General features: G+C 47.5%; 25 protein-coding genes and 1 riboswitch. Of the genes, 10 read left to right on the top strand and 15 right to left on the bottom strand.

The genetic code is table 11. From position 1 onward, the window contains the following. Positions 1-76: 76 nt before the first annotated feature. Complete coding sequence (locus tag R7Z77_RS20290) at positions 77-1,429, top strand: GntP family permease (protein WP_021452774.1); 1,353 nt, start codon at positions 77-79, stop codon at positions 1,427-1,429. 16 nt (positions 1,430-1,445) lie between these two features. After that, positions 1,446-2,582, top strand: coding sequence for a glycerate kinase (locus R7Z77_RS20285; RefSeq protein ID WP_017634361.1), 1,137 nt, complete (start codon positions 1,446-1,448; stop codon positions 2,580-2,582). A gap of 95 nt (positions 2,583-2,677) precedes the next feature. Here R7Z77_RS20285 and R7Z77_RS20280 read toward each other — a convergent pair whose 3' ends face one another. Then, the gene (locus R7Z77_RS20280; RefSeq protein WP_054576489.1) at positions 2,678-4,114 is read right to left on the bottom strand and encodes a PLP-dependent aminotransferase family protein; all 1,437 of its coding nucleotides are present in this window, start codon (positions 4,112-4,114) and stop codon (positions 2,678-2,680) included. A 92-nt stretch (positions 4,115-4,206) separates the two neighbouring features. Here R7Z77_RS20280 and R7Z77_RS20275 point away from each other — a divergent pair, with 92 nt between their 5' ends. The 3 genes from R7Z77_RS20275 to R7Z77_RS20265 all read left to right on the top strand — a co-directional run bounded on the left by R7Z77_RS20275 (position 4,207) and on the right by R7Z77_RS20265 (position 6,203). Then, on the top strand, positions 4,207-5,106 hold the full coding sequence (locus tag R7Z77_RS20275; RefSeq protein WP_054576488.1) for a DMT family transporter: 900 nt from the start codon (positions 4,207-4,209) through the stop codon (positions 5,104-5,106). A gap of 66 nt (positions 5,107-5,172) precedes the next feature. Then, a complete protein-coding gene (locus R7Z77_RS20270; RefSeq protein WP_054576487.1) occupies positions 5,173-5,460 on the top strand; it encodes a hypothetical protein in 288 nt (95 codons plus the stop codon). A gap of 191 nt (positions 5,461-5,651) precedes the next feature. Next, positions 5,652-6,203: a type II secretion system protein gene (locus R7Z77_RS20265; protein ID WP_258484217.1), complete on the top strand. Its 552-nt coding sequence runs from the start codon at positions 5,652-5,654 to the stop codon at positions 6,201-6,203. A gap of 37 nt (positions 6,204-6,240) precedes the next feature. Here R7Z77_RS20265 and R7Z77_RS20260 read toward each other — a convergent pair whose 3' ends face one another. The 5 genes from R7Z77_RS20260 to R7Z77_RS20240 all read right to left on the bottom strand — a co-directional run bounded on the left by R7Z77_RS20260 (position 6,241) and on the right by R7Z77_RS20240 (position 9,117). Further along, the gene (locus tag R7Z77_RS20260; RefSeq protein ID WP_025768768.1) at positions 6,241-6,768 is read right to left on the bottom strand and encodes a GNAT family N-acetyltransferase; all 528 of its coding nucleotides are present in this window, start codon (positions 6,766-6,768) and stop codon (positions 6,241-6,243) included. A 33-nt stretch (positions 6,769-6,801) separates the two neighbouring features. Beyond that, positions 6,802-7,269 carry an HAD family hydrolase gene (locus R7Z77_RS20255; protein ID WP_064376361.1) on the bottom strand — a complete coding sequence of 156 codons (468 nt, stop codon included), beginning with the start codon at positions 7,267-7,269 and terminating at the stop codon, positions 6,802-6,804. Between the two features lie 119 nt (positions 7,270-7,388). Further along, complete coding sequence (locus tag R7Z77_RS20250) at positions 7,389-7,859, bottom strand: GNAT family N-acetyltransferase (RefSeq protein ID WP_062730850.1); 471 nt, start codon at positions 7,857-7,859, stop codon at positions 7,389-7,391. Between the two features lies 1 nt (position 7,860). After that, positions 7,861-8,592, bottom strand: coding sequence for a glucose 1-dehydrogenase (locus tag R7Z77_RS20245; protein WP_064376362.1), 732 nt, complete (start codon positions 8,590-8,592; stop codon positions 7,861-7,863). Positions 8,593-8,601: 9 nt separating this feature from the next. Then, a complete protein-coding gene (locus R7Z77_RS20240) occupies positions 8,602-9,117 on the bottom strand; it encodes a GNAT family N-acetyltransferase (RefSeq protein ID WP_064376363.1) in 516 nt (171 codons plus the stop codon). A gap of 270 nt (positions 9,118-9,387) precedes the next feature. Between R7Z77_RS20240 and R7Z77_RS20235 the strand changes: the two genes are divergently transcribed. Beyond that, on the top strand, positions 9,388-10,482 hold the full coding sequence (locus R7Z77_RS20235; protein WP_005374302.1) for a NapC/NirT family cytochrome c: 1,095 nt from the start codon (positions 9,388-9,390) through the stop codon (positions 10,480-10,482). Between the two features lie 22 nt (positions 10,483-10,504). Further along, positions 10,505-12,952: a trimethylamine-N-oxide reductase 2 gene (locus R7Z77_RS20230; protein WP_064376364.1), complete on the top strand. Its 2,448-nt coding sequence runs from the start codon at positions 10,505-10,507 to the stop codon at positions 12,950-12,952. Positions 12,953-13,022: 70 nt separating this feature from the next. Here the strand turns inward: R7Z77_RS20230 and R7Z77_RS20225 are convergent, their stop codons facing one another. The 8 genes from R7Z77_RS20225 to thiD form a co-directional block, all read right to left on the bottom strand. After that, entirely contained in the window at positions 13,023-13,748 is a 726-nt protein-coding gene (locus R7Z77_RS20225) for a phosphatase PAP2 family protein (protein ID WP_005374297.1), read from the bottom strand. 210 nt (positions 13,749-13,958) lie between these two features. After that, on the bottom strand, positions 13,959-14,573 hold the full coding sequence (gene thiE, locus R7Z77_RS20220) for a thiamine phosphate synthase (protein WP_064376365.1): 615 nt from the start codon (positions 14,571-14,573) through the stop codon (positions 13,959-13,961). A gap of 64 nt (positions 14,574-14,637) precedes the next feature. Further along, complete coding sequence (gene thiM / locus R7Z77_RS20215) at positions 14,638-15,429, bottom strand: hydroxyethylthiazole kinase (protein ID WP_064376366.1); 792 nt, start codon at positions 15,427-15,429, stop codon at positions 14,638-14,640. A gap of 12 nt (positions 15,430-15,441) precedes the next feature. Then, positions 15,442-16,110, bottom strand: coding sequence for a thiaminase II (gene tenA / locus R7Z77_RS20210; protein WP_054575242.1), 669 nt, complete (start codon positions 16,108-16,110; stop codon positions 15,442-15,444). Positions 16,111-16,164: 54 nt separating this feature from the next. Continuing rightward, positions 16,165-17,115: an ABC transporter substrate-binding protein gene (locus R7Z77_RS20205; RefSeq protein ID WP_213961338.1), complete on the bottom strand. Its 951-nt coding sequence runs from the start codon at positions 17,113-17,115 to the stop codon at positions 16,165-16,167. Between the two features lie 47 nt (positions 17,116-17,162). Next, positions 17,163-17,963 carry an ABC transporter permease gene (locus R7Z77_RS20200; protein ID WP_064354466.1) on the bottom strand — a complete coding sequence of 267 codons (801 nt, stop codon included), beginning with the start codon at positions 17,961-17,963 and terminating at the stop codon, positions 17,163-17,165. Continuing rightward, positions 17,956-18,711, bottom strand: coding sequence for an ABC transporter ATP-binding protein (locus tag R7Z77_RS20195; protein WP_064354467.1), 756 nt, complete (start codon positions 18,709-18,711; stop codon positions 17,956-17,958). The genes R7Z77_RS20200 and R7Z77_RS20195 overlap by 8 nt, the downstream gene beginning before the upstream one ends. Beyond that, positions 18,701-19,558: a bifunctional hydroxymethylpyrimidine kinase/phosphomethylpyrimidine kinase gene (gene thiD, locus R7Z77_RS20190; protein ID WP_005383329.1), complete on the bottom strand. Its 858-nt coding sequence runs from the start codon at positions 19,556-19,558 to the stop codon at positions 18,701-18,703. Before thiD ends, R7Z77_RS20195 begins: the two co-directional genes overlap by 11 nt. Before the next feature lie 97 nt (positions 19,559-19,655). Then, a riboswitch (TPP riboswitch) is annotated at positions 19,656-19,763 on the bottom strand. 311 nt (positions 19,764-20,074) lie between these two features. Between thiD and R7Z77_RS20185 the strand changes: the two genes are divergently transcribed. Further along, positions 20,075-21,460 carry a TldD/PmbA family protein gene (locus R7Z77_RS20185; protein WP_064354468.1) on the top strand — a complete coding sequence of 462 codons (1,386 nt, stop codon included), beginning with the start codon at positions 20,075-20,077 and terminating at the stop codon, positions 21,458-21,460. Continuing rightward, positions 21,460-22,803, top strand: a complete 1,344-nt coding sequence (locus R7Z77_RS20180) for a TldD/PmbA family protein (protein ID WP_054575237.1) — start codon at positions 21,460-21,462, stop codon at positions 22,801-22,803. The genes R7Z77_RS20185 and R7Z77_RS20180 overlap by 1 nt, the downstream gene beginning before the upstream one ends. A gap of 78 nt (positions 22,804-22,881) precedes the next feature. Here the strand turns inward: R7Z77_RS20180 and trmY are convergent, their stop codons facing one another. After that, positions 22,882-23,481 carry a tRNA (pseudouridine(54)-N(1))-methyltransferase TrmY gene (gene trmY / locus R7Z77_RS20175; protein ID WP_017634347.1) on the bottom strand — a complete coding sequence of 200 codons (600 nt, stop codon included), beginning with the start codon at positions 23,479-23,481 and terminating at the stop codon, positions 22,882-22,884. A gap of 158 nt (positions 23,482-23,639) precedes the next feature. Here trmY and R7Z77_RS20170 point away from each other — a divergent pair, with 158 nt between their 5' ends. Beyond that, positions 23,640-24,164 (top strand): DUF3087 domain-containing protein, encoded by a 525-nt coding sequence (locus R7Z77_RS20170; protein ID WP_170893875.1) that lies wholly within the window; start codon positions 23,640-23,642, stop codon positions 24,162-24,164. The last annotated feature ends 355 nt before the right edge of the window (positions 24,165-24,519 follow it).

Raw genomic sequence — 24,519 nt, 5'->3', positions numbered from 1 at the left:
AATAATTCATGCGTCCCTACATGTTGAGTGAGCCAACACGGACTCGCTCAGCAAAATAAGAATAAATGGAGTTATCATGAACCTTATATTAATCCTGCTCGGGGTGATCGCATTTATTGTGCTCACGACCACCAAATTCAAATTACATCCCTTTTTAGCGCTGATCATCGCGGCGTTCCTTGCGGCATTTGCTTACGGCTTACCGGCAGATAGCATTGCCAAAACCATTGCTTCTGGCTTTGGCGGCATCCTTGGTTACATTGGTTTGGTTATCGTTTTAGGTACTATCATTGGTGTTATTTTGGAAAAAAGTGGTGCGGCGATCACCATGGCCGATACGGTCATCAAAGTGTTGGGTGAGCGTTTCCCAACATTGACCATGAGTATCATAGGTTACATCGTTTCTGTTCCGGTATTTTGTGATTCAGGCTTTGTCATTCTGAACTCGCTCAAAGAATCACTCGCGAAGCGTTTAAAAACCTCAAGCGTTGCGATGAGTGTGGCGTTGGCAACTGGCCTATACGCAACGCACACGTTTGTGCCGCCAACTCCTGGCCCGATTGCCGCTGCGGGTAACTTAGGCCTGGAATCTAACCTTGGTTTAGTGATTGGTGTGGGTGTGTTTGTTGCAGCGGTTGCGGCGTTAGCGGGGATGTTGTGGGCGAACCGATTCCAACATGTTGAACCAGATGGCATTGAAGCCGCAGAGGAAATTCAGCATGATTGGCAAGCACTCAAAGCGTCTTACGGCAAATTGCCAACGGCGAGCCAAGCATTCGCTCCTATTTTTGTTCCAATCTTATTGATCTGTTTTGGCTCTATCGCGAAATTCCCAAGCCTACCGCTGGGCGAAGGTTTTGTGTTTGATGTTCTGACTTTCTTAGGACAGCCACTAACGGCATTGGTGATTGGCCTGTTCCTTTCTGTTCGCCTACTCAAGTCAGACAACAAGATTGAAGAATTTGGCGAGCGAATCAGCCAAGGTATTACGGCTGCTGCGCCTATTCTTTTGATTACCGGTGCTGGTGGCGCATTTGGCGCGGTATTAAAAGCCACGCCGCTAGGTGAATACTTAGGTACGACGCTATCGGCGCTGGGCGTGGGTATTTTCATGCCATTTATCGTTGCGGCTGCGCTAAAGTCGGCGCAAGGTTCATCAACGGTTGCATTGGTGACCACATCGGCTTTGGTTGCGCCTATGCTTACGCAATTGGGGCTCGATTCAGAAATGGGCCGCGTATTAACGGTGATGGCGATCGGTGCTGGTGCGATGACGGTTTCTCATGCAAACGACAGTTTCTTCTGGGTAGTTTCGCAGTTTAGCCGCATGTCGGTGGGCTTAGCGTACCGCGCGCAAACCATGGCTACGCTCGTTCAAGGTGTCACGGCAATGGCATTGGTGTACATTTTGAGCCTCGTTCTCTTATAAGTCTCTGGAAATACGTATGAAAGTGGTAATTGCACCTGATTCATTTAAAGAAAGCTTAACCGCCAAACAAGTGAGCGAGGCGATCAAAACGGGTCTTGCTCGCGTATGGCATGATGCTGAGTTTGTTACGGTTCCGGTCGCAGACGGTGGCGAAGGCACGGTTCAATCTTTGATAGATGCAACTCAAGGCGAACAAGTCTTCACAACAGTGACTGCGCCATTAGGGAATGATGTTGAAGCGTTTTATGGCATCCTCGGCGACGGCGAAACTGCGGTTATTGAAATGGCGGAGGCCAGTGGGCTACACCTTGTGCCGAGTGACGCTCGCGACCCAAAACTGACCAGTAGCATTGGTACCGGACAGCTGATCAAACACGCGCTAGACAGAGGCATTCAACGTTTAATCATTGGTTTGGGCGGCAGCGCTACCAATGATGGTGGCGTGGGCATGTTGACCGCGTTGGGGGTGGCGTTTCTTGATGACTCTGGTCATGCAATTACCCCAAATGGAGGCGGGTTAGCGGCGCTTGCGTCCATCGATATTTCTGGTCTTGACCCTCGTTTAGCAACTTGCGAAGTGTTGGTAGCGTGCGATGTTGATAACCCACTCTGTGGTGACAAAGGCGCGTCGGCTATCTTTGGCCCTCAAAAGGGAGCGACCGTATCAGACGTCACTCAGCTCGATAACGCATTGCGCAAGTTTGGCGAGTTGACGGAACAAGCGACGGGTAAGCATGTACTGACTCGTGAAGGGGCGGGTGCTGCTGGTGGTATGGGCGCGGCCTTGCTCGGGTACACGCCAGCACGTTTGCAACCAGGAATTGAGATTGTGCTTGAAACGGTCAAACTTGCTCAGCATGTTGAGGATGCGGATATCGTATTTACAGGCGAGGGTCGAATCGATCATCAAACCGCACATGGCAAAACGCCGATGGGCGTTGCTCAGGTGGCCAAGCAGTGTAATTTACCAGTCATTGCATTAGCAGGCTGTGTGGGCGACAACTATCAGGCGGTTTATGAGTGCGGTATTGATGCGGTGTTTGCTTGTGTACCAAGGGCGATGAGCTTACCTGAGGCCATGAAAGAGGCCGACGTCAACGTTGCTAATTTAGCCGAAAACGTCGCGAGAATGTGGCAAATTAAGTCGCACTGAAAGCGATGACGATATGAAAAACTCCACCTTTGCGTGGAGTTTTTTGTTGTTACCTGTTTGCGTGTGTCGGCATAAGTTCATTTAGTAAGAGCGAGTTAACAGGCATGCTTTGCTATCAATTTTGCCAGTGTTTGCATCGCGTGACCCCAATCGGTTTCATGACCAAAGTTTGCCACGCTGAGGCGTACGCAATGCCGATATTGCCCTTGAGTGCCAAATACGGTGCCGGGAAGTAGGCTGATTCTGTGCTTATTGCATGCTTGATACAACGCATAGCTGTCCGTGTCTTCGGGCAGTCGCAACCAAAGCAAGAACGAACCTTGCACGGCGTTGATCTGGTATCGATTTTTTAGAGGTTCGTATTCATCCAAGTATTGATGAAGCATCTGGATAAATCGGCGCATGTTGTTTTGATAAACCCGACCCATTCGCGCAGTATGCGTTCGATACTTGCCTGACGTTAGAAACGTTGCCACGGCGGATTGCATCAGGTTCAAACTGCCCATGTTCTCACACAGTAGATATTGCTCAATCTGATCTCGATATCGCCCCGCCAACATCCAACCAATTCTCAAACGCGAATCGAGCGTTTTGGATAACGAATTCACGTAAATTACGCGTTGCTTGTCATCGAGCAATCTCAAGCTTGGTAACGGCTTGTCATAGCTTAACCCGCCAAACACATCGTCTTCGATAATAGGAATATTGCCAGATGCCAAGAGCAATCGCTGGCGCTTTTCTAGCGGCATCATGGCACCAGTAGGGTTGGTGAAGTTTGGCGTTACGATTATCGCTTTTATGTCCCATGTCGCCATTGCTTTTGCTAAGGCTTCGGGGCACATACCGTCGCGTGGGCAACTCGGAATTTCCACCACTTTGAGGCCGAGTGATTCTAGCATCAATAAGTTGCCAAAATAGCAAGGGGACTCCACCGCGACGATATCGCCTTTTTGTGTCGTTGCGCGCAGCGCTAGGCTAATGGCTTGTTGCGCGCCGTGCGTCACCATGATCTCATCCAACTTGGCTGGCGTGCCCAAATCTTGTGTGATTTTCGCTAGTTGTTTGATTAAGAGGTGATCACCGGGTGGTAATTGGTAATGGCTCGGTACATGCGTTTGCTGGCGGCTGTGGCGGCCGATCTCGGCGTACAAGCTTTTGATCGCGGGGGAGTCAATGTTTGGGTGGGCAGAACCGGTAGGCAAACGCTCTTGGTATTCAGGGTACGTGAGGATTTCTTTGCAGATCGAGAGCAAATCCACGCGAGTCGGATCCGGAATTGAGCGAGAGGTCGGCAAGGCGACTTTAACTCGATAACCCGATTTGGGAACCGAGTACACCAAGTTTTGTGCTTCCAACTCTTGATACGCACGAATCACGGTATTTTTACTGACGTTTAATTCTTGGCTCAACGAGCGAATGGAGGGCAGTCGATCATCCGCCTGATAAACGCCACCACTGATGGCTTGTTTGAGGTGTTTTTCCACCACGAGGTACTTATTCCCTTCACCGCTTCCCAATAAATCTGTACCCATAAAAACACTTCCATCTGTCACTTTTTGAAAATACTGTACCTAATTACATTAGCAGTATCTCAAAACATAAAACAAGCGTGAGTGAGGCGATCATGTTAATCCGAGCCATCCCTTTTGTATTTGTCGTCCTTTGGGCTTCTGGATTCGTTGGTGCGCGTTTTGGTTTGCAATATGCCGAGCCAGCGACACTACTTTCTATCCGTATGGCATTCAATGTCTTATTGTTTTTGGTTCTTGTGGCGGTATTGCGTAGAAGGTTGCCGACAGGAAAAGATTTTTGGCACAGCTGTGTGGTTGGTGCGTTGATCCACGGTTTCTATCTGGGCGGTACTTATTTCGCTATCGCCTTGGGTATGCCTGCTGGGTTGAGTTCGTTGCTGGTGGGTATTCAACCGATTTTAACCGCGGCTTTGCTGGTGGCGTTTGTTCGTGAGGAATTTAAACCCTCGCAATGGTTGGGTTTGGCTCTTGGTTTTGTCGGTATCGCTATGGTGTTGATGGGCAAAATGGAGTGGCAATCCGAGCAGCATAAAGTGTTGGCCATTGGTTTGTGTTTGTTGGCTTTGGTTGGTATCACGCTAGGGACGCTTTATCAGAAAAAACATTGCCAACAAGTGGATATGGTGGGTGGTGCGACGGTGCAATATTTGGCCGCGCTCGTCATGTTTCTGCCCGTTGCGATGCAGTTTGAAACCATGCAAGTGCAGTGGGAACTGGAGTTTATTTTGACTGTGTTGTGGTTGGTCGTCGTGCTCTCTTGTGTAGCTATTCTACTGCTGCTGTACATGGTTAAGAACGGTGCTGCATCGAGCGTAGCTTCTGTATTCTACCTGGTGCCGCCAACGACGGCGATTCAGGCTTGGCTCGCGTTTGGAGAGTCATTTGATTGGATGGGGATTTCTGGTTTCGTACTGGCAGCTACGGCGGTGTATTTGGTGGTTAAAAAGCCGGATCTGACGATAAAGAAATCGATTCAAACAGAATATACCTAAATTGGGTAGGGACATTTGCGTGCCAGTGGGTACAATCTGCTTCATCTTAATCCGTGGAGCAGAATGATGAAGGTAAAGCCAGATCGAATGACCGCCATGCGTAGCATCATAGAGCAAGTAAAAGCGGAACTACCAATTTATGAACCAGAAACGTTTGTATGTGGACCAGAAGGGCAGTGCATTGGCTGTCCGAAGAAATTGTTGGAAATGGTCGATTCAGAAGTCACTTATTGGGAGTCAGCCATGGAGCGCGGCGTTGTTCCGCAGTTCGATGAGATTCGTCGTTTTGGCAAAATGTGCACGAATGTTCGTCGTGGTCTGGTGCGAAATAATGTGCCTTTACTCAGTAACTAGAGAGTAAAACCGTCTAATATCTGACACATAGCGTCGTTTTGTTACACTGCTCTTTGGCTGCTGTTCTCAAGTTTGAGTGGTGTTTGTCTCTTCTTACCCCTTAAGCCTTTAATCGTAAGAAATTGGCGATATATTGGCTCGGTCTCACATGGATGTGGGGCTAGTGTCTTGGGCTAGTTGAGATAAGAAACGTGAAATCAAAGGGATTTACGCTGATGGAAATCACCATAGTGCTTACCACTTTGGCTTTCATCGCATTAGCTGCTTTACCAGTACTACTCGATATTCATCGCCAAGCATACGCTGCGATGCTGCACAGTTCTCAGTCTTCTTTGGGTACGGCTCTCAAATTCTTTCATGCTCAATCAGTGATTGATAACGCTTACGGCCAAGAGCACGTTCACTACATTGACCGACATGTCAAAACACGCAAAGGCATGCCAGAAGCGAGTGCCGATAGTATTCGAGCTTTGTTAGAAATCGATCTACCAGCCAGAGGTTATTCGAAAATTGACGTGCCGTGCAAAGGCAGTGATTTTTGCATCATCGGTCTGCAGCACCCAAACAGTGCTCATTTTGTCGCTATTCCTGATTATCAGTTCTTAGATAAATCGGGTGTTGATCGCGTTGTGTACATTTGGCCGCAAGGTTACACACTGGCAGAAGAAGCATGCTATTTCTATTACGTGAATCAAGCCTCTAACGATTCAATTGTTCGAGGGCATGTGACGCAAGGGTGTTAACCCCGAATAAGTGTTGCGAACAACGGTTATCGTGACTCTACAAATCGGGGTTTTTCGAACGGCTTTGCGCTTTATACAATACCATTTTTTGACTCATCAAGACTTTACCATTTGGCAAGGTCACTTCCCCAAGTTCCCCCTGATGTTCAAATCCAAACCGTTCATACAAAGCAATCGCTGGTGTGTTGGTTGTGTATACGTAGAGTGCGATTTGGTCGTAACCAAATTCCCAACCACGTGCGATCGCGACTGCCAATAGTTTCCGCCCCAATCCTTTGCCTCGGTAGTTTTTGTCGATGTGAATACCAAGAATACCGACGCGAAGGCGTTGCCCTCTTTCGTAACCGCACATCTCAGCTGGGTAGATTTCAACACTACCGATAAGTTTTTGGCGGTCAAACGCGACAAACTGAGGGATGGACTCGTTTTCCACACGTTGCAGGATTCTGCGAAGCGTTGCGTTATCGGGTGCCGGAGAAATCAAAAATTCCCCTTCGGAGTACACTCGATTCCACAGCGCGGTGAAGCGCGCGATATCGCTCACCTTGATGGATCTGATTTGCATTCATCTTCCTTGATTAGTGCAGGTTAGTAACGGTTAGGGGATAAGCTCAGATAAACAACGAATTTGGTTAGGAATGGCTTCGGCTGGTGCATCAGCGCCCGTTGGGTTAAACCAAATTGTGTTTACGCCCGCTTTCATCGCAGGATAAATATCTTTGTGAGGTAAATCGCCAACCATGGTTATTCCACTCACGTTAACCCCTAACTGTTTTGCGATGGCGAGATAAAACTCAGGTTGGTTTTTAGCGATGCCGAGGTTGGCAAAACAAAAATAGCCATTTAAGTATTGGTCTAAGTCGACGCGAACAAATGCACGCTGAACCTCTTCCATGTTGGAATCAGATGCACTGGTCGCAATGTAGATGGGATGATTTTGGGAAAGTATTGCCAGTGTTTCTCTGGCTTGAGGAACTGCTTCTACGTGTTCCCAATCGCACATTTTTCCTTGTGCGTGAGGGAAATCTACCATCAAGGTGCTCCCCCAATCGAAAAGATAAATCATGTTCGAATCTCCTTATCCGCACATCATATCGTCTTTTTCTAAAATCAGGGGGGTAAATTGCATCGATAAATGCGATTTAGGTGGGTTTAGTCGTGAAAAGCGCTTAATTGTCGTTATCGTTACAAATGTTTCAGCATAATGCGTGAGTTAGTTTTAAAACCTTGATTATCGTAAAAGCGCTGTGCTGGCTGATTGAATTCCATCACTTCCAATCGAACTTGTGTGGCATTGGCATCGCGCGCCCATTGCTCACAGGTTTGGAGCAGTTGGCGGCCGATTCCTTGCTGCTTTTGCGCTTCATCGACAACAATTGTTCCCACGCGACAAATTGGGTCTTTGATCAGAAAACTGACGGTGTCGTTTTGGGTGATCATCGCGGTTAAGAAGCCGAGAATTTGCTGTTCGCGTTCGGCAATCAAAAAGAGTCGCTCTTTGTTCTCTAGTGCTTGTGCAAGAAATTTACGGTCAGCTTCTGAAGGCGCAACAAAGGCTTCTGGCGCATTCGCAAAATGCAGTGAATTAATTTGAAAATTAAGCTGAAAAATTTCGTCTAAATCATCGGGAGTTGCTTGTCGGATATGGACTTGCATTCTATCTGCCCCCTGCAATATCGATAAATGATCCTGTGACATAAGAGGCTTCGTCACTTAATAGCCAAGCGATCGCATTTGCTACTTCTTCTACCGTGCCACCGCGTTTAAGAGGAATTTGAGGGCTGAGTCTATCTACTCGGTTTGGTTCTCCGCCGTCGGCATGCATATCAGTGTAAATGAAACCAGGTCGAACGCCATTGACGCGAATATTGCGCTCTGCCAACTCTAGCGAGAGCCCTTTAGTTAAGGTATCCATCGCGCCTTTTGATGTGGCGTAATCGACATACTCAAATGGCGCTCCTGAGCGCGACGCTCCAGAGGAGACATTCACAATTGCACCGCCTGCACTGAATCGCCTCGCCGCTTCTCGACAGCAGAGAAAACAGCTATTCACATTGGTGTTCATTACTTTCCGAAAGCGTTCCAAGCTAATTTCTGACAAAGGCGATTGAGTAAATAGGATGCCAACGTTGTTGACCAAGTGCGTCACTGCACCAAATTCACGTTCTGTTTCATCAAACAAGGAGAGCACTTGCTTCTCATCGGCTACGTCTGCGGCGATGGCAATCGCTTTGCCACCGTTTGCTTGTATTTCTGCCACAACTTGGTCGGCGGCCTCTTGCTGAGTGCGGTAATTAACGCAAACGCGATAGCCTTGCTCGGCCAGCTTTTTCGCCGCTGCGGCTCCAATACCTCGGCTTGCGCCGGTAATGATGACTACTTTATTCAAAATACGTCCTTATTTATGTAGTGAGTAGATTTTATCGGCGTAGGGTTTGCCACCAATTTGGTATGCGTCTGGAATGACCTTAATGAGTTCGAAACCACATTTTATCAGGACACGCTCTGACGCAATATTGCCTTCAGTGACCGTCGCGGAAAAGTGGTTGATGTTATGTGTCGAGGTTGCCCAATATAGAAGCGCTTGAAGAGTTTCTGTTCCAAACTGTTGGCCATGAAATTCCGGCAAAAGTAAGTAACCTACCTCTGCCTTACCGTTTTCAATAGCAAAGCCAGTGATGCCGATGGGTTGTTCAGATTGCTTATCGAGTATTACAAGGCAAAGCCAATGCTGGCTATTTGGGGTCCATGGTAACAATCGCGAAGCAAATTTTTCTCTTATTTCTGTTTCGCTGGGACGATCGAAACAGAGCGCAATAACCTCTTGTTCGGAGAGTAATCGTTGAAAGAGTTCCCAGTCTCTGGCTTTGAGGGGGCTTAATTGGCTTCTGTGCGTCTCGATATAAACTGACATGCGTGTCCTTACTGCATCAATGTGGAGATTCAGTCTCTCATCCTCTTATCTGTTTAATCAAATAGTTGCATTCATAAAAGTGATTTGTGTGGTGAATAGTTGGCTGGGTAATGGATTATTGCCATATATTCATCTTTGAGATGCAAATAACAAAATTTCATACTTGAGGCATACAGAGCAACACGGAAATGATGTGGATCAAGAGAGGACTACCCATAAAGTAGTAATTTGCGATCTATAATTACATTTTATTTGGAAGTGTTGCTAATTATGTCAATAAAAAAACGATATGTTGCACTGCTGGTTGCTGCCGGCATTGGTGTGGGCTGGTTAACTTTGGGGGGGAGTGCGGCAGTAATGCATTACACCTCAGATACTGAATTTTGTCTCTCGTGCCACTCTATGGAAACCCCTTACAAAGAGTACCAAGGCTCAGTGCACTTCAGTAATGCGAAAGGCATTCGCGCGGAATGTTCTGACTGTCATATTCCTCAAGAACCAATGGATTACCTGATCACCAAAATTCGCGCGTCGAAAGACATCTACCATGAATTTGTGACAGGTAAGATCGACACGCCAGAGAAATATGAAGCACATCGTAAAGATATGGCTGAAACGGTATGGGCTCAGTTCCGTGAAAATGATTCAGCGACGTGTCGTTCGTGTCATGATTTCGATGCAATGGAAGAGTTTGAGCAATCACGTGATGCGGCGAAGATGCACGCTTACGCGAAAGCAAACGATCAAACGTGTATCGATTGTCATAAAGGTGTGGCGCACTTTGCACCAGAAGCAGAGCTAGACAGCAAGGCATTTGAAACGTTGATGAGCTTCACCACAAAAACATCACCTAATGCCAAGGTTGTTTACCCTGTGACTGAAATCGCAATGGGTGAGATGGGTAAAATTAACCCAACGACGAAGTTGGAAGTAATCAGCTCTGAAGGCGACAACCGCACTGTTAAGTTGAACGCATTCCAAATGAAAGGCGCAGAGCAAGTGCTTTACATGGGAGAAGGTCAACGTGCCATCGTTGCAACGCTAACAGAGCAAGGCCAACAAGCGCTTGAAACTGGTGAATTTGAGGCAGATGTTTACGGCAACGAATGGCGCGCGGTTTCTCTAACTGGCGCTATTGATTCTCCAGTTGTTGACACGCTTGAACCAGTATGGTCATACGCAGAAGAGTTGGACAACGTTTACTGTGCAACTTGTCACGCGAAAATTCCTTCAAATCACTTCACAGTGAATGCATGGGGACCGGTAGCGAAAAGTATGGGTGATCGAACTGATATTTCAGCCGAGAACCTAGAAATTCTAACCAAGTTCTTCCAGCACCACGCGAAAGATGTGGTTGGTCACTAACGATAAATAGAAGGATAAGATTATGACTAATATGACCCGTCGCGGATTTCTAAAAGGCACTGGTATGGCGGCTGGTGCAATGGCATTCACTTCATTTGCACCTATGTCTGTTGCTTCTTCTAATGCTCGCGGCAAAGGCATTCTAACGGCGGGCCGCATGGGCCCAATGCTGTGTGAAGTGCAAGACGGTAAGCTGGTTTCAACCACGAACGCATTGCCACAAACGGTACCAAACAGCCTACAAAGCACCGGTCCTGACCAAGTGCACACTAAAGCGCGTGTTAAGTACCCAATGGTTCGCAAAGGTTACTTGGCAAACCCATCAGCTCCCGAAGGAGTTCGTGGCAGCGATGAATTTGTACGGGTGTCTTGGGATGAAGCTTACAAGCTGATACACGAGCAGCACATGCGCATTCGTAAAGAATATGGCCCGGCTTCTGTGTTTGCTGGTTCTTACGGCTGGCGTTCAAGTGGCGTGCTGCACAAAGCACAAACCTTGCTGCAACGTTACATGAGCATGGCGGGTGGCTATTCAGGCCACTTGGGTGACTACTCAACGGGTGCTGCGCAGGTCATCATGCCGCACGTTGTGGGCTCTATCGAAGTATACGAGCAGCAAACCACGTACCCAGTGGTACTAGAGTACAGCGATGTGGTTGTGCTTTGGGGCTTAAACCCGATCAACACTCTAAAAATCGCGTGGAGCTCAACAGACTGTGCTGGTCTTGAGTTCTTCCATCAGTTGAAAAAGTCAGGCAAGACGGTTATCGCTATTGACCCTATTCGTTCTGAAACCATCGAGTTCTTTGGTGAGAATGCGGAGTGGATTGCTCCTCACCCAATGACCGACGTGGCAATGATGATGGGTATCGCACACACCTTGGTGAAACAAGGTAAGCACGATAAAGCCTTCCTCGATAAATACACCGCAGGTTACGACAAGTTTGAAGCGTACCTGATGGGCGAAGAAGACGGCGTAGAAAAATCAGCAGAATGGGCATCACAAATCTGTGGCGTACCTGCGAAGCAACTTGAGCTACTGGCTGACATCTTCAGTAAAAACCGCACCATGCTGATGGCGGGTTGGGGCATGCAGCGCCAACAATACGGTGAGCAGCGTCACTGGATGCTGGTTACACTGGCAACAATGTTGGGTCAAATCGGTTTACCGGGCGGTGGTTTTGGTTTCTCTTACCACTACTCAAACGGTGGTAACCCTGCTCGTGATGCTGGCGTACTTCCTGCGATTTCGGCATCGCTGGGTGGCGGCTCTTCTGCGGGGAACGACTGGGCGGTGTCTGGCGCGGTGCAAAGCTTCCCTGTGGCGCGTATTGTCGAGGCGTTGGAAAACCCAGGTCAATCCTACCATCATAACGGTCATGAACTGACGTTCCCGGACATCAAGATGATTTGGTGGGCAGGTGGTGCGAACTTTACTCACCACCAAGACACCAACCGTCTGATCAAAGCGTGGCAAAAGCCTGAGCTGATCGTGATTTCAGAGCCTTACTGGACGGCGGCTGCGAAGCACGCGGACATTGTTCTGCCAATCACCACATCGTTCGAGCGTAACGACTTAACGATGACGGGTGACTACAGTAACCAACACTTGGTGCCAATGAAGCAAGTGGTTGAGCCGCAAGGTGAAGCGCGTAATGACTTCGATGTATTCGCGGACATGGCAGAGATGCTAGCTCCGGGTGGCCGTGACGTATACACCGAAGGCAAAACTGAAATGGAATGGCTGTACGGCTTCTACAAGGCGGCGCAACAAGGTGGCCGTGGCTCTCGCGTAGCAATGCCGAACTTCAGCAAGTTCTGGGAAGATAACCAACTGATCGAGATGAAGTGGAACGAGAAGAACGCACAGTTTGTTCGTTACGCAGATTTCCGTGAAGACCCGATCATGAATCCACTCGGTACACCAAGTGGTAAGATCGAAATCTTCTCGAAAACCATTGAAGGTTATCAGTTGGAAGACTGTCCTCCACACCCAACGTGGATGGCACCAACCGAGTACACTGGCAATGCAAAAGACGGCGAGTTGCAGCTAATGACCGCGCACGCAGCGCATCGTCTACACAGCCAGTTTAACTACGCGAAGATTCGCGAAGAGTACGCAATTGCAAACCGTGAACCTATTTGGATTCACCCTGAAGATGCGAAAGCGCGTGGTATTAAAACGGGCGATTTAGTTCGTGCGTTTAACAACCGTGGCCAAGTATTGGTTGGTGCAGAAGTGACTGACCGAATCAAGCAAGGTTCAGTGTGTATTCATGAAGGCGGCTGGCCGGATCTGGATCCGAAAACCGGCATTTGTAAGAACGGCGGTTGTAACGTGTTAACGTTGGATATTCCGACCTCTCGACTTGCAAACGGCTGTGCGGCGAACTCGGCACTGGTTCGTATTGAAAAATACACTGGCCCAGAGTTAGAACTAACAGCGTTTGAACCACCAAGAAATGGTTAGAAAAAAGTAGCGTTTTAAAGCAAGAAGCCAGCGAATCGCTGGCTTCTTTTTTATCTAGTAATCGTTCACATTAGCGCGAAGCGAGAGAAACAAATGGCATCTGTTTCTTAATTTGAAATGTCGGGAGTAAAGTAAATACAATCGCGACAAACAAGACTGAGCCTATTAAATCTTCAGGGCGATGCATCCCCAGCCATAAGCGGCTATATGCGACGCTCATTCCCCACATCCATAATGACAGTGCAGAGATATAGCACTTGTTCTGTAAGAACAACCCGCCAAAGAAAGCCAAACAAATCGAAACGAAAATCGTATGGCCGGATGGGAAAGAATAGTCTTTCTCGCCTTGCCAATGGCGCGTTCGCCAATCACTGACGTGTTCAGAAATCTGGTTAATTACGTTGGCTTGCTGCTTTGTATCCAACTGATAAAACGCGTCTGGGTGCTCAATCAATTGTTCTGCTGCGAGCAATTCCGTGTAGGGACGCGGGCTTTCTGTCATCAGTTTTAGCCCCGTTTTGCTGGCAAAACCAATCACCAGTAACAACCCTAACATTGAGAGTTTTTGTATCCACTCAATGCGACTTGGTTTAAAGCGAAATAAAGAAAGCAGTAGCAGTGTTAACGTAATTAAAAAGCCTTTGCTACCAGCAGAATCTGTGAGCAAAGTAAAAGTAATACCCAGACTTTCCGGCACCTGTGAAGTGAGATTGTGATAAGAGCCAAACAGCGACATTGGGATGATGCCAAGAACAAACAAGGCGAGCATCATCAATCCATATTTTTTGGTTTTCATTGAGAGCGTTTTGTTTTTATTGAGGGTTATTCAACCACGTGAAAATAAGGGGCTTATCTTACGTTATCTGGCGTGAAAAACTTATCAACGCTCTGTCAATTCGAGCGTGAAAGTGACATTGCAGCTCTTCGTTGTGAAAGGAGAGGTTGTTGAAAGTACTGAAAGGCAAACGCGCTCATCCATAAGCGCTTTGTTCAGGCGTGAGCAAGGTTAGCTCATCAACCCTAATAAATATTCCGATGCGGCTTTTGGATCTTCTGCGTGGCAAATCGCTGAAACCAAAGCTAAGCCATGAACACCAGTGGCGCTGAGTTGCGGAATGTTACTTTCGTTAATGCCGCCAATGGCAACAATCGGCAGTGAAGTCGTCTCTAACGCCATCTTCAAGCCATCAATACCCCAGAACTTCTTGGTGTTGGTTTTGGTCGGCGTCGCGAAGATTGCGCTCAAGCCGATGTAATCAATCGGAAGAGAGTCCGCTTCTGCAAGCTGCTCTTCATTTTCGATGGATAAGCCGAGGATTTTGTTTGGTCCAATCAACTCACGAGCGATATTTGCTGGCATGTCTGATTGCCCGAGGTGAACCCCATCAGCATCAACAGCCAGTGCGACATCTACGCGGTCATTGATGATCAAAGGCACATCGGTATCTTTAAGGATGCCTTTGACGGCTTGAGCACGTTCGATAAACGCACGCACATCGCCGTGTTTTTCGCGAACTTGTACCATAGTCACGCCACCTTCCACGGCTTTTCTCACAACACGCTTTAGTGTGGCTAAATCTTGTTGGTCATCGGTGACCAAATATAAACGATAGGCGTTCATTGGGTTTCCTTTAAGCCTCTCATTGAAAGAGGATTGAGAGGCTAGTGTTAAAAGAGAGAAAAGCTTAGCTCACTTGCAGTTTTAGGCGTTTTGCCAGCGTTTCTTCATCCAGCTGGTAAAGCTCATCCAGCAGGTTCATTTGTAGGCTACCTGGGCCGCGAGCTTGTTCCGCTGCAATCTCGCCAACAACGCCCAGTACCGCCGCTGCAGCAAGGCCGGTATCATCACCAACAGCAGCAAAAGCGCCTGTTAGAGCCGTTAGTGTACAACCCATTCCGGTTACGTATGGCATTATCTCGTGACCATTGTTCAGTTGCACGGTTTGTTCCTTCGTGACGATGTAATCAGTCTCGCCAGAAATCACTACGCTCGCACCATACTCTGCGACTAAGAAGTTTGCTGCGCCAAGTGCTGCGTCGCTGCTGTCTAGTGCATCGACGCCTTTGCTTTGTGCTTGCTCGCCAGCGAGTGCAATGATTTCTGAGGCGTTACCACGAATGATCAGCTTGTTTGCAAGGCGTGCGATTTCACGTGATGTCTCTGTACGTAGTGAGCTTGCTCCGCAACCGACTGGGTCGAGTATAACGATTTTACCATTGGCATTGGCTTGCTCTACGGCATAGCTCATACGAGGTGTCCAAACGCTGTCTAAGGTACCAATGTTGATAACCAGTGAGCCCGCGAACGACATCATCTCTGCCATTTCCTGCTTGGAGTGCGCCATGATTGGAGAAGCGCCGATAGCCAATAGCGCGTTTGCCGTGTTGTTCATCACCACGTAGTTAGTGATGTTGACGACTAATGGCTTTTGCTGGCGTACTGCGGTTAATGCTTGGGTGATTTGTTCAATTAACATGAGACTCTCCGATTAATCTTGCTGAGCATTCAGACCTTGTTGCCAGAATGCTACTTCCATACGCGTTGCAGTTTTGAATACCTGAATCAGGTTTTGACCACGCTGGCTATTGATGTCGATTTCCGCCAATAACTGGTTAAAGTGTTCTGCACCTTTTGCGACACCAGATTGGAACTCCTCACCACCGTAGAGATTAATCCAACTTGCGTATGGATTGCCTTCGATTACTGTCTTTTCATCTTCAATCAGCATCTTACCGATAACGGCATAACCGATAGAGCATGGCGCTAGTGCCGCGTATAGATCAACAAGATCGCCCGTCATGCCAGCATCCAATACATAACGGGTGTAAGCTACTGTGCCGAAATCTTCTGGCTCGTTTTCTAAGTTGGATTCCGTCAGTCCCCATTGCTCACAGTAAGTCACGTGGTGGGCGATTTCAGAATCTAGCAATGCATGTACGCTTGGTAGGGCACGGCGCATGTCATCCAAAGTACGCGCTTTGTAGATCGCTAATGCGTAAGCTCGTGCGTACTGTTTTAGGAAAAGAAAATCCTGTTTTAGGTAATGTAGAAAACAAGGCTGAGCCAGAGTGCCTTGCGCCAATTGCTGCACGAAAGCATGCTCAGTGTATTCTTGCCAATCTTGGTGGCAAGCGTCGATCAAATCTTGGTATTTCATTATGGGTATCTCGTTATCAAAAGACCCTAGGCTTAGATCCTAAGGCCAGTAGAATTAGTCAAAGCTCGGTACGTAATCTTTCGCTTTTGGCAGTGTTTCGATGATGTTTTGTGAATACATGAACTCGGCATAATCATCGTAGCGTTTCAGATCTACTGCAGATGGACGAAGAGCGAAACGAGTTAGTGTGTCATTCCAAGCGCGCTGGTTAAGCTCGTTGTTGAGGGTGTCTGGTGAATAAGCCACAAACTCTTTCCAAGATTCTTTTGGATGGTTAACGATGTAAGTGGTCGCTTGCTCTAGTGCTTTGTTGAATGCCTTGATGGCTTCTTTGTCGTAGTTTTTTGCATTGGCTACGAAGACTAACTCGTCATACGCTGGCACGCCGTGTTCTTCAGGGAAGAAGGCCTTAGCTTTATAACCTTCTAGTGCCAGTTGGTTGGTTTCGAAGTTACGTAGACCGCCCCAAATCGCATCCACCTTGCCAGACGCAAGAGACGAAGACAGCGCCCAACCTACGTTGATGATTTGTACGTCAGAAAACTTCACGTTTTCTTGCGCTAGCATGGTGCCGATTGTCGCTTCTTCGTTGCCTGCGATCGCAATACCGATCTTCTTGCCTTTTAAGTCGCCAAGGTTTTCATTCTTACCGTTGTCCAACACCATCAACGTGTTGAGTGGCGTAGCAATCAAAGTCGCAGAGCGGATTAGTGGCAAACCAGCCGCGACATCGATGGTTAGGCTTGGTTGGTAAGAAATCGCCATGTCGACTTTACCCGCCGCGACCAACTTAGGTGGCGTGCTTGGATCTGCCGGCTCCTGAATGTTGACCTTCAAACCTTGCTCTTTGAAGTAACCACGCTCTTTGGCAATCACGATAGGACCATGGTTTGGATTGACGAACCAATCCAACATCAGTGTCATCTCTTTTTCAGCGGCAAGAACGTTGGTTGATACCACTGAAGCGAGTAGAGCAGCAGCGCTCATAAGTTTGTTTTTATTCACGGGGTTCTTCCTTTTCTTTCCCAATTTTCTTTGGTTATTTTCTGTAATTATTTGCTTTCCCAAGGGATGGCTTTTTTCAATAACTTATCGGTGATGAAGTAGAGTGAGATAGACAGTACGGCGAGGATAAACAGCGCCGCAAACATCTCGTCAATGATCATGCGAGCGTTGGCTTGGAGCATCAGATAACCCAAGCCTTCGCTTGAACCTACCCACTCACCGACCACTGCTCCAATTGGCGCAATAACGACGGCAACACGAATACCTGAGGCTAAAGTTGGTAGTGCGGCTGGCAATTGAATATGACGAAGTAGCTGCCATTTAAACGCGCCCATGGTCTTGGCAAGGTCGAGGTAACCTGTTGGCGTATTGCGCAAGCCGTCATAGCAACATGTCGTGACGGGGAAAAAGATGATGATCGCCGCCATGACTACTTTTGATGCAATGCCGTAACCCAGCCAAAGCATGAGCACTGGCGCGATGGCGAACACAGGGATCGCTTGGCTAGCAATCAGAATAGGCAATAACCAACGCTTCAGCGGCTCGAACATCAGCATTTGCAATGCGAACAGCAAACCCATCGATAATCCAAGCGCCAAGCCAAATAAGATCTCTTGCGCGGTAACCCAAGTATGTTTGAGCAGGACATCGTAACGAGTGACCAATCTATCCAGCACTTCAATTGGTGAAGGTAAGATGAAGCTTGGCATGTCGAATATCACCACGACCAACTGCCACAATCCCAAGATCACCGCTGTGCTGATAACTAAGCGCAGAGCCGGATGGGTCACGCGTTCTTTTTTACTAATACGTGCCGAAACGGAGTTGTACTGAGTCATATCACTCATAGTCTTTCTCCAATTGATCCAAAATCGCTTGTTGAAGCGCGGCGCACTCTCCATCGAGAACTCGGGGCGGCTTGGAGTCTGGAACGACCAAGTGCTGAGCTTGCGCAGGTGTGCCTTGCAACACATAGAGTTGGTGAGCTAATCGCACCGCTTCTTGTGGGTCGTGGGTAATCAGAACAACCGTCTTATCTTTCAGCAATTCGGCAGACAAGGTTTGCAACTTATGACGAGTAACCGCGTCCAGTGCAGAGAAAGGCTCATCCATCAGAACTAGAGGCTTGTCTTGCATCAGAGTGCGAGCAAGGGCAACACGTTGTCTCATGCCGCCAGAGAGCTGAGCTGGCTTAGCATCCGCGTAATCGGCGAGTCCCACTTGGCTTAGTAAAATCAGTGCACGTTGTCTATTTTTCTCTGGTGCTTGCTCTTGAGAAAATCGAGAACTGAGGCAGACGTTGTCTAACACATTCAACCACGGTAGCAATAAATCCTGCTGAGCCATGTAAGCGATACGGTCATGCAGTGCAGCGCCATCCGTTGTGATGAGTTCGCCATGCCAGTCAACTTGGTCATCCAGCAGGCCAGCTAAGTAACGCAATATTGTGGTTTTCCCGCAGCCACTTCGTCCGAGTAATACCGTCCATTTACCGACGGGAATGGTCATGTTCATTCCTGCTAAAGTCGGTGTTTGGCTATCTTTGTATCGCAGACTAGCATCGGAAAGCTGAATGCCAATCGCGTTAGCGAACATAAGTATGACCCGCAAAAAAGTGGTTCACAGGGCCATGGCCTTTACCTACATCCAATTCATCAGCGTGTGCGATAGCTTGGCTGATGTACTGCTTACCCAGGTGCACCGCTTTGTGTAGGTTGTTGCCTTGGCCAAGATAAGACGCGATAGCAGAAGACAGCGTGCAGCCTGTGCCATGAGTGTTTTTGGTTGGAAAGCGTTTAGCGCTGATTAACTCGGCACTGTCTTGCATGATAAGCAGATCGTTGCTGTTTTCATTTTCTTCAAGGTGACCGCCTTTGAGCAGAATAGCTTTGGCGCCAAGCGCACGAAGGTCGGTAATCATATCGTTCATTTCAGATTCTGATTGAGGCATTGGCTTACCCGTCAATGCTGCGCCTTCGGGTAGGTTAGGGGTAATGATGTCTGCGAGCGGAATCAATTCTTCTTTTAAAGTGCTGATTGCCGACTGTTCCAGTAATAGATCACCGCTAGTGGCCACCATTACAGGGTCAATCACGAGGTGTTTTGGCTGGTATTGCTTAATTTTGTCTGCAACGACTTTGATGATGTTGGAATCGGCCAGCATGCCCACTTTGACTGCAACGATGTTGAGGTCGGTAAATACTGCATCAAGTTGGCTCTCTACATGGTCGAGAGGAATGGGGAAAATCGCAGAAACGCCTTGGGTATTTTGCGAAGTAATCGCCGTGATTACCGAGCAAGCAAAACTGCCGGTTGCGGACATCGCTTTGATGTCGGCTTGAATACCTGCACCGCCACCACTGTCTGAGCCCGCGATGGTCAATACGATAGGGGTAGGCAAGGCTGGCGTGTGATGTGAATGAGGTTGTGATTGCTGCGTCATGGTCGCTCCTACTACAAGACGTATAGGAACTGACTTTGACCGTTGCAGATAGATCGATTTTTCGATCGCTATCGCTTACCTAAGAGGGGCGACGAAAGGCAAAGTGTGCATAGTTCCCTACGTCAGTGCTAACTGAATCAGGTTCAACGGGTCTCGAATTTCGATCTCAGCCAACACTTGTCGTGTGGCCCCCCGACTATTTCGTTCGGATGATAGCAGGACCATTGCGGAAGGGATACGTTTTTTGAGCGTAATTATAATGAGTATTCAATTATGCGAGGTGAGTGATAAAGTAAGCACCTAAATGGTTTGCTGTGTGGAATTTACTAGTGCAACGCTCTGGTGAATGAGCAGAACCTGAAATATTTAATAAATAATCGTGGTCTCGTTAAGCAAGGATTAGCACAAAACAAGGTTAAAAAACTGTTAAAATTTAACGTGTTGCCAATTTAACTTTGTTGAACTTTTTCACAGTTAATTAGGAAGGCTAAGACGATCATCGAGCAAGGAGACTTCATGCTTAATTCTGTAACAGCGAAGTCAGTGATCGATCATGCACTCTTTTTGGGGGCTGATTTCGCTGAACTATTCGTTGAACATCACCAAACCAACACTGTCCAGATCTCATCTGGTGAAGTGGATAAGGTTAACTCGGGTATCGATTTTGGTATCGGTATTCGTCTTTTTTTCGGTCATAAGGTGCTTTACGGTTACACCAACAGCACAGATGAAGCCGAACTAAAGCGCGTAACCTCGCTGCTTGCTGCAAAAGACAAGCGTGAGCAAATCGCGTCAGCGGGTTCTTTGAATTTGAACCGCTACCCAATCCAACATGGTTGCCGCATGTCGCTAAGTAAGGATGCTAACCTAGATTCAAAAATCGCGTTTCTATTGAAAGTTGACCAAGCCGCACGTGCTGAGAGTGAGCATATCAGCCAGTTTATTGGCAGCGTTCTTCAGCGCGAGCAACAAGTGTCTATCTTCAACTCAGAAGGTCTACACGTTGACGATACTCGCCACTACATTCGTGTTGCTGGTAACACTGTCGCGCAAAAAGGTAATGAGCAGTCTTCTGGTATGGAAGGTCCTGGCGCTCTTGCTGGTTGGGAATTCAGTGAACAGCTTGATGCCAAAGAGCTAGGTCAAACTATCGCGCAGCAAGCGTTAGTAAAACTTGGCGCGGATGCTTGTCCATCGGGTGAAATGCCGGTGGTGATTGGTAACGGCTTTGGCGGCGTTATCTTCCATGAAGCATGTGGTCACTTGCTAGAAACCACTTCAGTTGCGAAGAAAGCATCAGTCTTCCACGACAAGATGGGCGAAATGGTTGCTCACACCGCAGTGAATGCAGTCGATGATGGCACCATGACCAACGAATGGGGCTCGATTCACATTGATGATGAAGGTATGAAGACTCAGCGCACTCAACTGATCAAAGACGGTAAGCTAACCAGCTTCATGGTCGATAAAATGGGTGGCATGAAGACAGGTTATGAGCCTACGGGTTCTGGTCGTCGTCAAAACTACAAGTTCGCACCAACCTCGCGCATGCGTAACACCTTTATCGAAGAGGGCGAGCATTCACTTAATGACATGCTGGCAGGCATCGAACGTGGTATCTATGCGAAGAAGATGGGCGGTGGCTCTGTTCAACCGGGTACGGGGGAGTTTAACTTTGCTGTTCGTGAAGCCTACCTCATTGAAAATGGCAAAATCACCAAGCCTCTGAAAACAGCAACGCTGATCAGCACGGGTCCAAAAGTGTTGAAAGAAATCAGCATGGTCGGCAAAGACATGGCGCTTGCGCCGGGCATGTGTGGTTCCGTGAGTGGTTCAGTACCAACAACTGTCGGTCAGCCAACGCTGAAAGTAGATAACATTCTGGTAGGAGGCGGTAACTAATGAGCCAAGAACAACAACTTCTTAATGCGGTTGATTACGTCCTATCAGAAGCAAAACGCCAAGGTGCAGAAGCGGACGTCATTGTAAACCGTAACAGTAGCTTTTCTTTGAAAGCGAACCAAGGAAAGCTGGATGAGTACAAAGTAAGCTCAAGCCAAGTTCTGGGTGTTCGTGTTGTGAAAGATGCGCGTGTTGCAACAAGCTATTCTGAGTCGTTAGAGCAACCAAGCTTGGATTTGATGCTGACCAACGCACTGCAAAGCGCTCGCTTTTCCAAGCAAGATGAACATCAGACGATTAGTTGCGTGAACAGTCAAATCGCGACTGATGTTGCTGAGATTGCGCAAGAAGATACAACTTCTGTTGACGAAAAAATCGAACTGTCTCTCGCTCTTGAGCAAGGCGTAGTGGCTCTGCCTCACGCCTCTAGCGCACCTTACAATGGTTACAGCGATGGCGAAACACAACTGATCATTGCCAATACTCAAGGCACATTGTGTCAACACTTCGAGCGCTCGTTCACTTGTTACGCGTATACCTTGTTTGAAAAAGACGGCAAACAGTCAATGGCGGGTAGAATGTCACTGGGTCGCCGTTTTGATGAGTTGAATCCAGCTTACTGTATCGAGGGTGGCTACAACCTTGCTCGCGATCTTCTTGAAGGCGCACCGGTTGCGACGGGTAACTACCCTGCTATCTTCCACATCAATGCGCTAGCAAGTTTATTCGGTGCTTTCGGCAGTGCTTTCTCTGGCGTAAGCGCGATGAAAGGCATTACGCCACTGGGTGACAAGCTTGGTCAACGTGTTGCGAGTGATTTAATTACCTTTACTGATACGGCTTACATGCCAAATGGTATGGCAATCGCGAGTTTTGATAGTGAAGGCTTCGCTACTCAAGATAATGTCATGATTGCTAATGGTGAGTTGAAAACCTTGCTACACAACAGCCAGACCGCAAGTTACTTGGGCGCAGTCTCGACAGCAAGTGCCGCTCGCGGTGCAAAATCGAGCCTAGACGTATCAGCGAATCACAAAGTGATTGCGACAGGCAACAGCAGTGCGTCAGAAGTAAAAGCGGGTGAGTACCTAGAGTTAGTCGAGCTTCAAGGTGTCCATTCTGGTGCGGATGCAGTGAGTGGTGATTTCTCATTTGGTGCGAGTGGCTTCTTGTGCTGTGATGGAGAGCGCGTTCAACCAGTTCGTGGGATCACGGTAGCGGGTAACTTCTACAAGATGCTGCAAGAAGTTGAGGCAGTGGGTGATACTCAGTTAATTAACGATAGCCGAACTTTCTTCTCGCCAGACGTTCGTTTTGCTCGTTTGAGCATTGGTGGTAAGTAAACTTAGCATCCCTATAGAAACAAAAAAGAGGACTCAATGGAGTCCTCTTTCATTACCTAGCAACGTGTGCGCGAATAACTAGAATTCGCGTATGTCCAACTCATTGTGGATCAATACCACACACTGAGAAGCGAAAAGCATCTTAGGACCTAAGCTGATCTTCTCTGTGCCAAGGCGCTTTAAGCTGTTAAAAGACTTTTTCGGCATCGGTATATGGTCAGTTAGCAAGAAACATGGATTTTCACCAATTTCTGCATCACGAACAAATTCGCCTTTCTTATCCAACATATATAGTTGGTGATCTTCTGCCAGCTCTTGTACTAGGCGTTCAAAGCTCACTGTACGAACGGTAATACCAGGTTCGACTTCACGAAGTTGCTCTTTACCCATACCAACCGAAGCATCCAAAGCGCGAGCCACTGCTGCAATCAAGGTTGACTCATGGAAGCCGCCAATGTTGGTGATGTCGTTGGAGCGAATAGTAATGGTGCGTGAGAAGTCTTTTGTGCTTTCCAAAACCAAGTGAACAACCACATCTTCACGGTGTGATTGAGCAACGAACATAGTGTTCATCATGGTATGAGCAAGAATCTCTGTATGCGCTTCATTACCAACACCTTCTAACAGTGCTTTGCTGGTGGTTGGCGCCGCGCGAGCTCGTAAAACAAAAGAGCGCATGAATTTAGCCTCTATATAGGAAGAGTGAATGCGCGGAAGTATATACCCAAGCAGGGAAGGGATGCGAGTTTAATAGCAAATGTGAACTTACTTACAAAGCTTCGATTGTCGTGCGGAGTGCGCTGGTGAAAATAGAGGTAACCTGTTAGGAGCGGTATATGGAAATCAAACAGATAAATAAAGACATTTATAAAAAGAAAGTAAACCTTGTGATTGGCGGTTTTGTTGCGTTGCTCGCCATCTCCTCTCTTGCCTTTAGTACCTTGTTGATTGTTTTGTTTGGCAACACTGAAGTCGTACCAGAACAATCAACGGGCAATTTCCATTGGAATTTGATTGGTGTCGTTCTCGCAGTTGCAACTTCCCTCTCTTTATTGAATCACATTAAAACTCGACCATACATGGAAGAAGTGCTGTACGTTTGGAAACTCAAGCAACTGCACAACAAAATCTTTCGTAAACTAAAAAGCATTAAAGCAGCCGCGAGCAATGACGATGTAAAAGCGCTCACTACGCTTAAGTTCTATTACACCACGCAACGCCAAGTGTTTGAGCTAGACAACAACACATTAACGATGAGCAGTGTAAATAAAGAACTAGAGGCTATCGAGCAAATCGAAGCGGCGCAATCACTGAGTCTCGATATCACAGGCTTTGAAGAGTCTTGGATAGACACATATTGATTGCCTATTTGCTACTTGAAGTTAACAACTGAGTGCTAAAAATAAGCGTTTGAGTGAGATTTAATCATTCGACGCTTTTTTTTGAATTTTTTTCTGAAAAGGGGTTGCTAAGAAAAATCATCTCCCTATAATGCGCCTCCGTTGTCAGGGCAAAGCGGAAACGCAAAAGCGGTTGGCAAGAAGGCGAAAGAAAACTTCTAAAAATTAATTTAAAAAAGTGTTTGACACTGAAAATTAATTCCTTAGAATACGCCTCCGCTTCGATAGCAAAGCTTACGAAGCAAGCTCTTTAACAATATAGACCTATCAATCTGTGTGGGCACTCGTTGATGATAATCCAAATAGTTTCTTCGGA

This window comes from Vibrio sp. 1401, assembly GCF_033340295.1.
This window is presented reverse-complemented; position numbering and strand designations above follow the sequence as displayed.

Excerpts from the sequence above, each read along its gene's own strand:
- R7Z77_RS20285 (WP_017634361.1), top strand. The coding sequence starts at position 1,446 with ATGAAAGTGGTAATTGCACCTGATTCATTTAAAGAAAGCTTAACCGCC.
- thiE (WP_064376365.1), bottom strand. The coding sequence starts at position 14,573 with ATGAACGCCTATCGTTTATATTTGGTCACCGATGACCAACAAGATTTA.
- R7Z77_RS20180 (WP_054575237.1), top strand. The coding sequence starts at position 21,460 with ATGAGCCAAGAACAACAACTTCTTAATGCGGTTGATTACGTCCTATCA.
- R7Z77_RS20270 (WP_054576487.1), top strand. The coding sequence starts at position 5,173 with ATGAAGGTAAAGCCAGATCGAATGACCGCCATGCGTAGCATCATAGAG.
- R7Z77_RS20255 (WP_064376361.1), bottom strand. The coding sequence starts at position 7,269 with ATGATTTATCTTTTCGATTGGGGGAGCACCTTGATGGTAGATTTCCCT.
- R7Z77_RS20195 (WP_064354467.1), bottom strand. The coding sequence starts at position 18,711 with ATGTTCGCTAACGCGATTGGCATTCAGCTTTCCGATGCTAGTCTGCGA.
- thiD (WP_005383329.1), bottom strand. The coding sequence starts at position 19,558 with ATGACGCAGCAATCACAACCTCATTCACATCACACGCCAGCCTTGCCT.
- R7Z77_RS20250 (WP_062730850.1), bottom strand. The coding sequence starts at position 7,859 with ATGCAAGTCCATATCCGACAAGCAACTCCCGATGATTTAGACGAAATT.
- R7Z77_RS20185 (WP_064354468.1), top strand. The coding sequence starts at position 20,075 with ATGCTTAATTCTGTAACAGCGAAGTCAGTGATCGATCATGCACTCTTT.
- R7Z77_RS20290 (WP_021452774.1), top strand. The coding sequence starts at position 77 with ATGAACCTTATATTAATCCTGCTCGGGGTGATCGCATTTATTGTGCTC.
- R7Z77_RS20260 (WP_025768768.1), bottom strand. The coding sequence starts at position 6,768 with ATGCAAATCAGATCCATCAAGGTGAGCGATATCGCGCGCTTCACCGCG.
- trmY (WP_017634347.1), bottom strand. The coding sequence starts at position 23,481 with ATGCGCTCTTTTGTTTTACGAGCTCGCGCGGCGCCAACCACCAGCAAA.
- tenA (WP_054575242.1), bottom strand. The coding sequence starts at position 16,110 with ATGAAATACCAAGATTTGATCGACGCTTGCCACCAAGATTGGCAAGAA.
- R7Z77_RS20235 (WP_005374302.1), top strand. The coding sequence starts at position 9,388 with ATGTCAATAAAAAAACGATATGTTGCACTGCTGGTTGCTGCCGGCATT.
- R7Z77_RS20225 (WP_005374297.1), bottom strand. The coding sequence starts at position 13,748 with ATGAAAACCAAAAAATATGGATTGATGATGCTCGCCTTGTTTGTTCTT.
- R7Z77_RS20170 (WP_170893875.1), top strand. The coding sequence starts at position 23,640 with ATGGAAATCAAACAGATAAATAAAGACATTTATAAAAAGAAAGTAAAC.
- R7Z77_RS20240 (WP_064376363.1), bottom strand. The coding sequence starts at position 9,117 with ATGTCAGTTTATATCGAGACGCACAGAAGCCAATTAAGCCCCCTCAAA.
- R7Z77_RS20280 (WP_054576489.1), bottom strand. The coding sequence starts at position 4,114 with ATGGGTACAGATTTATTGGGAAGCGGTGAAGGGAATAAGTACCTCGTG.
- R7Z77_RS20200 (WP_064354466.1), bottom strand. The coding sequence starts at position 17,963 with ATGAGTGATATGACTCAGTACAACTCCGTTTCGGCACGTATTAGTAAA.
- R7Z77_RS20275 (WP_054576488.1), top strand. The coding sequence starts at position 4,207 with ATGTTAATCCGAGCCATCCCTTTTGTATTTGTCGTCCTTTGGGCTTCT.
- thiM (WP_064376366.1), bottom strand. The coding sequence starts at position 15,429 with ATGTTAATTGAACAAATCACCCAAGCATTAACCGCAGTACGCCAGCAA.
- R7Z77_RS20230 (WP_064376364.1), top strand. The coding sequence starts at position 10,505 with ATGACTAATATGACCCGTCGCGGATTTCTAAAAGGCACTGGTATGGCG.